8 protein-coding genes are annotated in these 9,845 nt (G+C 71.7%); 7 read left to right on the plus strand and 1 reads right to left on the minus strand.

The window, feature by feature from the left end; translation table 11 throughout:
• From V7Q31_RS15185 to V7Q31_RS15205, 5 genes are all read left to right on the plus strand, one after another.
• Positions 1-333 (plus strand): VOC family protein (locus tag V7Q31_RS15185; RefSeq protein ID WP_333834708.1); only part of this gene is annotated, 333 nt, incomplete at its 5' end.
• Positions 327-1,016 (plus strand): DUF1194 domain-containing protein, encoded by a 690-nt coding sequence (locus tag V7Q31_RS15190; protein ID WP_333834709.1) that lies wholly within the window; start codon positions 327-329, stop codon positions 1,014-1,016. The genes V7Q31_RS15185 and V7Q31_RS15190, both read left to right, overlap by 7 nt.
• A gap of 166 nt (positions 1,017-1,182) precedes the next feature.
• Complete coding sequence (locus V7Q31_RS15195; RefSeq protein ID WP_333834710.1) at positions 1,183-2,115, plus strand: sulfurtransferase; 933 nt, start codon at positions 1,183-1,185, stop codon at positions 2,113-2,115.
• Positions 2,116-2,403: 288 nt separating this feature from the next.
• On the plus strand, positions 2,404-3,327 hold the full coding sequence (locus V7Q31_RS15200) for a sulfurtransferase (protein WP_333834711.1): 924 nt from the start codon (positions 2,404-2,406) through the stop codon (positions 3,325-3,327).
• Between the two features lie 203 nt (positions 3,328-3,530).
• A complete protein-coding gene (locus V7Q31_RS15205) occupies positions 3,531-4,700 on the plus strand; it encodes a YeeE/YedE family protein (RefSeq protein ID WP_333834712.1) in 1,170 nt (389 codons plus the stop codon).
• 4 nt (positions 4,701-4,704) lie between these two features.
• Here the strand turns inward: V7Q31_RS15205 and V7Q31_RS15210 are convergent, their stop codons facing one another.
• Positions 4,705-7,014, minus strand: a complete 2,310-nt coding sequence (locus V7Q31_RS15210) for a xanthine dehydrogenase family protein molybdopterin-binding subunit (RefSeq protein ID WP_333834713.1) — start codon at positions 7,012-7,014, stop codon at positions 4,705-4,707.
• Positions 7,015-7,123: 109 nt separating this feature from the next.
• On the opposite strand from V7Q31_RS15210, the gene V7Q31_RS15215 reads away from it, so the two are divergent.
• Both V7Q31_RS15215 and V7Q31_RS15220 read left to right on the plus strand, forming a co-directional pair.
• Entirely contained in the window at positions 7,124-8,695 is a 1,572-nt protein-coding gene (locus V7Q31_RS15215) for an ABC transporter substrate-binding protein (RefSeq protein ID WP_333834714.1), read from the plus strand.
• Between the two features lie 95 nt (positions 8,696-8,790).
• On the plus strand, positions 8,791-9,845 hold a 1,055-nt coding region (locus V7Q31_RS15220; RefSeq protein ID WP_333834715.1), incomplete at its 3' end, for a DUF3422 domain-containing protein.

The raw sequence follows: 9,845 nt of genomic DNA on the forward strand, positions 1-9,845 counted from the left end.
CGCTACGACAACGAGGCGGGCAAGTTCACCCTCGTCTTCCTCGCGCCGCCGGGCCAGCACGACCGGCCGATCGAACTCACCTACAACTGGGACAGTCCGGAGGAATACGCCGGCGGGCGCAATTTCGGGCACATCGCGCTCGGCGTCGAGAACATCTACGAGATGTGCGAAAGGCTCCAGAAGGCGGGCGTCGCGATCAACCGGCCGCCGCGCGACGGACGCATGGCCTTCGTCAAGTCGCCCGACGGCATCTCGATCGAACTGCTCCAGATCGGCGGCGCGCTGCCGAAGGCCGAGCCCTGGGCGAGCATGCAGAACACCGGCTCGTGGTGAGACGCGCCGCGCTGGCCCTCGCCTGCTCCGCGATCTGGGCGGGCGACGCTGCGGCGATCGACTGCAAGGCGGCGCTCGCGCTCGGGATCGACGTGTCCTCCAGCGTGGACGCGCGGGAATACGCGCTGCAGGTCGCAGGGCTCGCCGAAGCGTTCCGCGACCCCGCGGTGATCGACGCGCTGCTGTATCCGCCCGGCTCCGGCGCGCTGGTGGCGCTCTACGCCTGGAGCGGCTTTCAGCATCAGGAGCTGCTGATCGACTGGACATGGCTCGGAGACCCCGCGTCGGTCGCGGATTTCGCCGACCGGATCGCAGCCGCGCCCCGCCGCTACGACCACTGGCCGACGGCGGTCGGGCGGGCGCTGTCCTACGGCGCGGCGCTGCACAAGCGCGCGCCGATCGGCTGCGACCGCCGCCTGATCGACCTGTCGGGCGACGGCGCCAACAATGACGGCCTCGATCCGGACTGGTTCCGGTCGCGCGGCGAATTCGACGGGCTCGTGATCAACGGTCTCGCGATCATCGGCGCCGACCCCGACCCGGCGCGCTACTATGCGGCGCAAGTCCTGCACGGCCCAGGCGCCTTTCTCGAGATCGCCGACGGATACGCCGACTATCAGAGGGCGATTTTACGAAAACTGCTGCGTGAATTACAGCCGCCTTTCGCTGCGGATGCGCCGTAAGTCCTACGACGAAAGCATCGATCAGGTTTCCCGCGTCGTTTGCCCATAATGAACATGCGGAGGACGGGGTATCTCCCGGTCCCGCATCAGAGCGACGACCGCGCCGGGCGACGCCCGCCCGCGCAAATCGTCGCCGTCGACGCATGAGGCAAACGGAGAAACGCACATGAAGTTCCAGACCCGCACGCTGCTCGCATCCGCCGCCGCGATCGCCCTCGCGCTCCCGGCTTTCGCCGCCGGGCCGCTGGTCACGCCGGTCCAACTGCTCGACATGCTCGGCGAAGGCAAGGTGGTCGCCCTCGACGTGCGGCGCGCCGGCGAGGACAAGGTTGCGCCCTACGAGAAGGCGCACATCCCCGGCTCGATCTCGGCGCCGATCACCGCCGGTTGGATGACGAAGCGCGGCGACGTTCCCGGCATGCTGCCCGACGCCGAAAAGTTCCAGGACTTCATGCGCGGTCTCGGGGTCGATCGCGGCGAGCAGATCGTGCTGATCTACGACGGCTCGTCGCGCTCGTCCTTCAACATCGCGCATGCGACGCGCGCCTATTACACGCTCAAGTCGATGGGCCACGACAAGGTCGCGATCCTCGACGGCGGGATCGAGGGCTGGGTTGCGGCAGGCCTGCCCGTCGCGAAAACCCCGACGGCGCCCGGCGCCGCGGGCACTTTCGTCGCGCGTCTCGACCCGTCGATGACCGCCACGGCGCAGGACGTCGCGGCGGCGATCGGCACGGGCGTGAAGCTGGTCGATGCGCGACCGGCCAAGTACTACAAGGGCGAGGCGAAATTCCCCGTGTCGAAGGCTGCGGGCACTCTGCCCGGCGCGGCGAGCGTCGACGCCAACTTCCTGATGGAGGGGGGCAGCTTCAAGGACGCCGCCGGCGTGACGGCGACCTTCGCCTCGGCGGGCGTATCGCCCAACGACACGGTGATCACCTTCTGCAACACGGGCTTCCTCTGCTCGGCGGCGTGGTTCGCCGCCAGCGAGATCGCCGGCTTCCCGAACGTGCGCGCCTATGACGGCTCGATGTCGGAGTGGACCCAGGACGAGAGCCGCCCGGTCGTCGTCGGCGACGGCGCCGTCGCCATGAACTGAAGCGCCGCGCGACGGCGCGACCGAACGCGCCGGGGGAAACCTCGGCGCTTACTATTTTCAAAAGCCGCAATTGACTGACCAATTCGCACCAAAGTCGTATCCGGCGTTCCGAATTCATTGCGCAGGATCAAGGCCCGCAGAGCGGCTTTGCTTGACATGCGTCGCACCGAAACGCGCGGTCGGTCAACCGACGGCCCCGCGTCTTCGAACGGAACGCCCGACGCGCATCCCGCGCCGGACGCGCGCATTCGGGGCCGCCCATCGCGGCCCCATGACATGGAGAGACACATGAAATTCGCCACGCGCACGCTGCTGGCCTCGACCGCCGCCATCGCCTTCGCCCTGCCCGCCATGGCCGCCGGCCCGCTCGTCAGCGCCGACGAGCTGCTGACCATGCTGAGCGAAGGCAAGGTGCTTGCGCTCGACGTGCGCGAAGCCGCCAAGGAAGGCCCGACCGCCTACGCCAAGGGGCACATCCCCGGCTCCGTCTATGCGCCGATGGACATGGCCAACTGGCGGACCACGCGCGACGGCATCCCGGCGATGGCGCCGGACGCCGACAAGTTCCAGGCCTACATGCGCAGCCTCGGCCTCGACCGCGGCGAGCAGGTCGTGCTGATCTATTCGGGCGTCGAGCCCGGCCTGGGCGATCTGGCGGCGGCGACTCGCGCTTACTGGACGCTGAAGTCGATGGGCCACGAGAAAGTGGCGATCCTGAACGGCGGCGTCGCCGGCTGGGCGGCTGCGGGCCTGAACCTCGCCGTCAGCCCGACCGAGCCGGCCGCGGCGGGCAACTTCACCGCCCGCTTCTCCGACGTGTGGCTGGCCGACGCCGCCGACGTGCAGGCCGCGCTGACCTCCGACGTCAAGCTGATCGACGCGCGCCCGACCGGCCAGTATGCGGGCGAGTCGAAGCACCCCAAGGCCAAGAAGGCCGGCCACATCCCCGGCGCGCCGAACCTCTACGGCGGCAAGCTGCTCGACGGCGCGATGGTCAAGGACGCCGCGGCGATCGAGAAGCTGTTCGCCGAAGTGGGCGTGAGCGCCTCGGACGACGTCATCACCTACTGCAATGGCGGCTTCTACTGCTCGGCGATCTGGTTCGCCGCGCACGAGATTCTCGGCTACGACAAGGTGCGCGTCTATGACGGCTCCATGATCGACTGGACGCAGGACGAGAGCCGCCCGGTCGCCACCGGCCCCGCCAGCTGATCCGACGCCCTTAAGACGACAGTCAGGGGCGCGCCGCGCAGAGCGATCTGACGGCGCGCCCCTTCGCTCGTGCAAGGCCGGCTTGCGCCGCCCGCGCTTGCGCCTTTGCGCGGCCTGCCGCACTGATGGCGCGATTTCCCACGACGGAGGACGCCTCGGTGAACATCGACAGCGCGCAAGCCAGACTCGGAGCGTTTCACAGCATGCAGGTTCCCGTCGTCGGCGCGGCCCTCGCAGGCTTCGCCCTGTGCGCGATGCACATCGCGGGCGCGCTGGAGATGCGGCTGGTCTGGACCTTCCTCGTCGGCGGGCTGCTCGGCTTCGCGCTCTACCGCGCCTCCTTCGGCTTCACGGGCGCATGGCGGAAGTTCATCGTCACGGGGCAGAGCCGGGGTTTCCGGGCGACGCTCGCAATGCTGGGCGTCTCGGCCCTGCTGCTGATGCCGATGTCCACGATCGGCGGCTTTCCGCCGGCGGTCGCGCAAGTGAGCCTGTCGCTGATGCTCGGCGCCTTCGTCTTCGGCTTCGGGATGCAGCTCGGCGGCGCCTGCGGCTCGGGCGCGGCCTATGTGGTGGGCGGCGGCTCGGCGCGGACGCTGTTCACGCTTGCGACCTTCATCCTCGGCTCGGTGATCGGCTCGGTCCATACGCCGTTCTGGATGGCGGAGCTGCCGCGTTTCGGCGCGCTGCGCGTCACCGACCATCTCGGGCTCGCAGGCGGGCTGGCGCTGACCTTCGCCGCGCTGGCCGGCCTCTGGGCGCTGGCTCTGCGGCGCGAGCGGGCGATGGGCGCGGGGCCGCAGCCGCCGGTCGCGGCGGCGGGGGGACCGCTGGTCGAGCGGCTATTGCTCAAGCCTTGGGCGCCCTTCGCGGGCGCGGCGGCGATCGGCGTTCTCGGCGCGCTGGCGCTGGCGGTCAGCGGGACGATGTGGGGCATCACCTTCGGCTACACGCTATGGGGCGCGCAACTCTTCGACGCGTTCGGCGCGGACCTCTCCAGCTGGACCTTCCCCGGCGACGACCGCGCCTTCTGGGCGGCGGACTGGGCGCAGGGCGCGCTGAGCCAGTCGTTTTTCCAGAACGCCTCGGCCAACATGAATGTCGGGCTGATCCTAGGCGCGATGCTCGCGGCGGGGCTGTCGGGCGGGTGGAAGCCGAGCCTCAAGGGCGTCTCGGCGCTGTCGATCCTCGCGGCGCTGATCGGCGGCTTCCTGATGGGATACGGCGCGCGCATGTCCTTCGGCTGCACGATCGGGGCGCTGACCAACGGCGTCGCCTCTGGCAGCCTGCATGGCTGGGTGTGGATGGGTTGCGCCTATCTTGGAACCGTCCTGGGCGTGCGCGCCCGGCCCCTCTTCGGGCTCGAGCGCTGAGGCCTCACGCCGCCCCGCGCCGCGCCTGCGCCGCCTGAAGCGCCCGCCAGACGCGCTCGGGCGTCAGCGGCGTGTCGAGTTCCTCCGCGCCGGCGCTGCGCAGCGCGTCGAGCGCGGCCAGCGTCACGGCGGGGGTCGCCGCCACCGCGCCGGCCTCGCCGCAGCCCTTCACGCCCATCGGGTTCGACGGCGTCGGCGCGTCCTCGTTGAACGCCACCGAAAAGAACGGCGAGTCGGCTGCGCGCGGCATCGCGTAATCCATGAAGCTCGCCGTCAGGGGCTGGCCGTCCGCGTCCCAGCGCGCCTCCTCCATCAGCGCCTGCCCAGCGCCCTGCGCGACGCCGCCGTGCACCTGGCCGGCCACCAGCAACGGGTTCACCAATGCGCCGAAATCGTCGATCACGCTGTAGCGCGTCAGGGTCAGCCGCCCGGTGTCCGGGTCGACCTCGACTTCCGCCGCATGGCAGCCGTTCGGGAAGGTCGACTCGCGGTCGGCCACGTCGCCTTCTCCGTCGAGCCCGCCGAGTGTCGCGGCCAGCTCGGTCAGCCGCACGGTCCGGTCGGTGCCGACGATGCGGAACGCGCCGCCTTCCTCCGCTGAGAAGGACAGGTCGTCGAGGCCCGCCTCCAGATGCTCCGCCGCCGCCTCGCGCGCCTTGCGCAGCAGGTCCTCGGCGGCGAGCAGCAGCACGCGCCCCGCCATGATCAGCGACCGCGAACCGCCGGTGCCGCCGCCGCGCGAAAGCAGGTCCGTGTCGCCCGGCGCGAGCCGGATCGACTCCCAGTCGAGCCCGAGTTGCTGGCGCACGATCTGCGCCCAGGCCGTCTCATGCCCCTGGCCGGTGGATTGCGTGCCGACGCGGATCTCGCACCCGCCCTGCGCGTCGAGTCGGATCTCGGCGCGCTCCACCGGCGCGCCTCCGGTACGCTCCATGTAATAGCACGCGCCGAAGCCGAGCAGCTTCCCCCGCGCCTGCGCCTCGGCCCGCCGCGCCGCGAAGCCGTCGCGATCCGCCGCCTCCAGCGCGCGCCGCACATTCTCGGCCGGGTCGAGACTGTCGAACACCATGCCCCCCGGCGTCGCGTAGGGCAGCTCCTTCGGCGTGACGAGGTTGCGCAGCCGCAAATCGACTGGATCCACGCCCATCTCCCGCGCCGCCCGCTCCATCAGCCGTTCGGTGACGTAGATCACCTCGGGCCGCCCGGCGCCGCGATAGGCGTCGGTCGGCGCCGTGTTGGTGAAGACCCCGGTCACCTGATGGTGAAAGGTCGGCGTGCGGTACATTCCGCCCACCAGCGGCGCCGAAAAGGCGGTGTGGATGCCGGCGCCGAAGCTGGAGTAGCAGGCCCCGAGATTGGACAGCGAGCGCCAGCGGAACCCCAGCAGCCGGCCCTCGGCGTCGAATGCGGCCTCGGCGTCGGTGGTCAGGTCGCGGCCCTGCGCGTCCGACAGCATCGCGTCGGTCCGCTCGCCGATCCACTTGACCGGCCGCCCGAGCTCGCGCGCGGCCAGCGCCGTCAGCCCGTATTCGGGATGGGCCATCAGCTTCATCCCGAAGCCGCCGCCCACATCCGGCGTGCGCACCCTCAGAAGCTCCGGCGCGACCTGCAGCGCCGCCGCGATCCGCGCCCGTATGCCATGCGCGCCCTGGCTGCCGATCCAGATCTCCCAGCGACCGGCGTCCGCGTCGAACTGCGCGGCGATCGCGCGCGGCTCCATCGAGGCGACGATGAGCCGCTGGTTGCGCACGCGCAGCCGCGTCACGTGGGCGGCGCGGGCGAAGGCGGCTTCGGTCGCGGCCTCGTCGCCGCACGCCCAGACATAGGCGCGGTTGCCCGGCGCCGCGTCATGCAGCAGCGGCGCGCCCTCGGCCAAAGCCGCCTCCGGGTCGGTCACCGCCTCGAGCGTCTCATAGTCGACCTCGATCAGTTCGGCGGCGTCGCGCGCCTGCGCCAGCGTCCCGGCGACGACGAAGGCGACGGGCTGCCCGACGAAGCGCACCTTGTCGGTCGCCAAATGCGGCTGCGTCGCCGGCGCCGGCGGCGCGCCGTCGCGCTGCGCGAACGGCAACTCGTTGCCGAGCGGCGCGAGCCGCTCCGCCACATCCGCCCCGGTCCATATCCCCAGAACGCCCGGCGCCGCCCGCGCCGCCGAGGCGTCGACCCGCAGGATCGCGGCATGGGCGTGGGGGCTGCGCAACACATGCGCGCGCGCCGCGCCCGGCAGGCGGACATCGTCGACATAACTGCCCCGCCCGGTCAGGAATCGCGCATCCTCCTTGCGGGTCGCTGGCTGACCGACGCCGAATTTCATCCTATCTCTCCCAAGCGAGGCGCGGCGGAGGGTAGACGCGCCGGCGCGCGCGTCAATGCGTGACGACCGGCGCCCTGGAAAGCGCGCCGCGAGGATGGGGACGGGCGCGATGCGCCTTGGAGGATACAAGACCGCGCCGAACCGACCCGGCATCGACCGGCGGAGCGCGCTGCGTCTGGCCGCAGGCGCGGCGGCCTCGCTGCCCGGCGCCTTTCCAGCGCGCGCGCAGCGCGGGCGAACGCTCCGCGTCTCGATGACCGTCCCCGAACTCGGCGACCCGCGCCTGTTCGACATGGGCGAGCAGGGCGATCTCGCGCGCGGGGTGATCGAACCGCTGGTCCGGCTCGACGCGGACGGGACCTTCCGCCCCTGGCTGCTCGAACGCTGGGAGGTCGCGCCCGACGCCGGCGCCTACCGGCTGCATCTGCGCCAGGGCGTCCGCTGGTCGACCGGCGACGCCTTCGACGCGCGCGACGCGCTGGCGAATTTCACCCGCTGGTGCGACGCCGACGCGCCCGGCAATTCGATGGCCGCGCGCCTCGACGCGCTGATCGACCCGCAGACCCGCCATCTGCGCGCCGGCGCCGTCGAGGCCGAGGGCGCGCATGTCGTCCGCCTGACCCTCTCGCGCCCCGACGCGACGCTGATCGCGGCGCTGACCGACTATCCCGCCCTAGTCGTTCATCGCGACCACGATCCCGCGCGCGGCGATCCGCCTTCCGCGCTCGCCGGCACCGGCCCGTTCCGCATCGAGACGCACGCGCCCGGCGCGTTCGCCCGCCTCGTCTCCGCGCCACAGCCCTGGTGGGGCGGCGCGGTCGGGCTGGACGCGGTCGAGTTCCTCGATCTCGGCGCAGACCCCGCCGCGGAAGTCGCTGCTTTCGCGCGCGGCGAGATCGACCTCAACCGCGCCACGCTCCCCGCTTTCGCGCCGACGCTCGACGCGCTCGGCCTGACCGCCCATCGCGCCCTCAGCGGGGCGACGGTGGTCGCGCGCATGAACCTCAAGGCGGAGCCTTACGCCGACCGCCGCATCCGCCGCGCGCTGCAACTGCTCGTGGACAACGAGACCGTGCGCCTGATCGCCCATCGCGGCCTCGGCCTCGCCGCCGAGAACCATCATGTCGGGCCGATGCACCCGGAATACGCGCCCTTGCCGCCGCCGGCCCGCGACCCCGACGCGGCCCGCGCCCTGCTGCTCGAAGCCGGCTCCATCGCCTGGCCGTTCGAACTCGTCTCGATCGACGACGACTGGCGCAGCCTGACCGCCGACGCGATCGCGGCGCAGCTGCGCGACGGCGGGCTGACCGTGCGCCGCCGCATCGTCCCCGCCGCCGAGCACCGGGCGGCGTGGAAGTCCTACGCCTTCTCGATCACCGACTGGGCGAGCCGGCCGCTCGGCGTGCAGACGCTCGCGCTGGCCTATCGCAGCGGCGCCGCCTGGAACGAGACCGGCTTCTCCGACCCCGCCTTCGACGCACTGCTCGACGCCGCGCTCGGCGAGCCCGACCCCGAGCGCCGCATCGCGCCCGTGCGCGAGCTCCAGCGCATCCTTCAGGACAGCGGCGCGATCATCCAGCCCTACTGGCGCAGCGCGATGGCTCACGCCGCCCCGCATGTGCGCGGCTTCCGCCTGCACCCCGCGCAGGAACTCCATCTGGAGGGCGTGTCGCTGGCGTGACGGCGCGGCTCCGGCCGATGCCGCAGCGCGTCATTTGCGCGTGCATCGCGCCGCCCGCCGGCGCATGGTCGCTCATCGCCTTGCGGAGCGCCCCGATGAGTCTGATCCTGCCGCCCGACCACCCGCAGCGTTACCCTATGACGCGCGAACTGCACGCGCGGCCCTTCCCCGAGATCGCCTCGCCGAGTCAGGCGATCCACCTCGCCTTCAAGCCGCTTGACGACCGCGCCCGCGACACCGCCGCCCACCGCGCCCATGTCGAGGCGCTTGTCGACCGCGTGGGCGCGCCGCGCCCTGCGCGCGACGCCGACCATTATTTCGGCGAAGTCGGGCGGGTGAAGCTGAAATGGGAGCGCCACACCGAATTCGTCTCCTACACGCTGTTCGAGGACGGCCCGACCGACGCGCCCTTCGCTCTGCCCGTCGAACGCCTTGCGCCGGCGGACTGGCTGGCGGAGGCGCCTGGCGCGCTGATCTCGGCGATCCGCGTGCATGTCGAGACGGTCGACGGGCTGGACGCCGCCGAAGCGGCGCTGCTCGGCCGGCTCAACCGCCATTTCGTCGCCGAAAGCCTCGCCGCGGCGCATGTGGTCGACCGGCAGGCCACCGCCTTCAGCGATTTCCGCATCCATGAGGACGGCTTCAGCCGCGTCGCCGTGCTCGCCCAGCCCGACACCGGGCGCCGGCGCGTCGGGCGCGTCGTGCAGCGGATGCTCGAGATCGAGACCTACCGCATGATGGCGATGCTTGCGCTGCCGATGGCGCGGCGCGTCGGCGGCCAGCTCTCCGAGATCGAGGCGGAGCTGGCGGGGCTGATCGAGAAGTTCACCGCCGACGCGCATGACGACCGCGACGCGCTGGCCCGGCTGACCCGGCTGTCGGCGGCGATCGAGGCGATCTCGGCGGAGACCGCCTTCCGCTTCGGCGCCTCCTTCGCCTATTCCAAATTGGTCGAGCAGCGCATGGCGACCCTGCGCGAGGAGCGCGCCGCCAACCGCCAGATGATCAGCGAGTTCATGGCGCGCCGCTTCGAGCCGGCGATGCGCACCTGCCGCTCGACCGAGCGCCGGCTGCACGACGTCGCCAACCGCGCCGACCGCGCCGTGTCGCTGCTGCGCACCCGCGTCAACGTCGCCGTCGAGACGCAGAA

This window comes from Rubrimonas sp. (genome assembly GCF_036788415.1).
Classification (GTDB): domain Bacteria; phylum Pseudomonadota; class Alphaproteobacteria; order Rhodobacterales; family Rhodobacteraceae; genus Rubrimonas.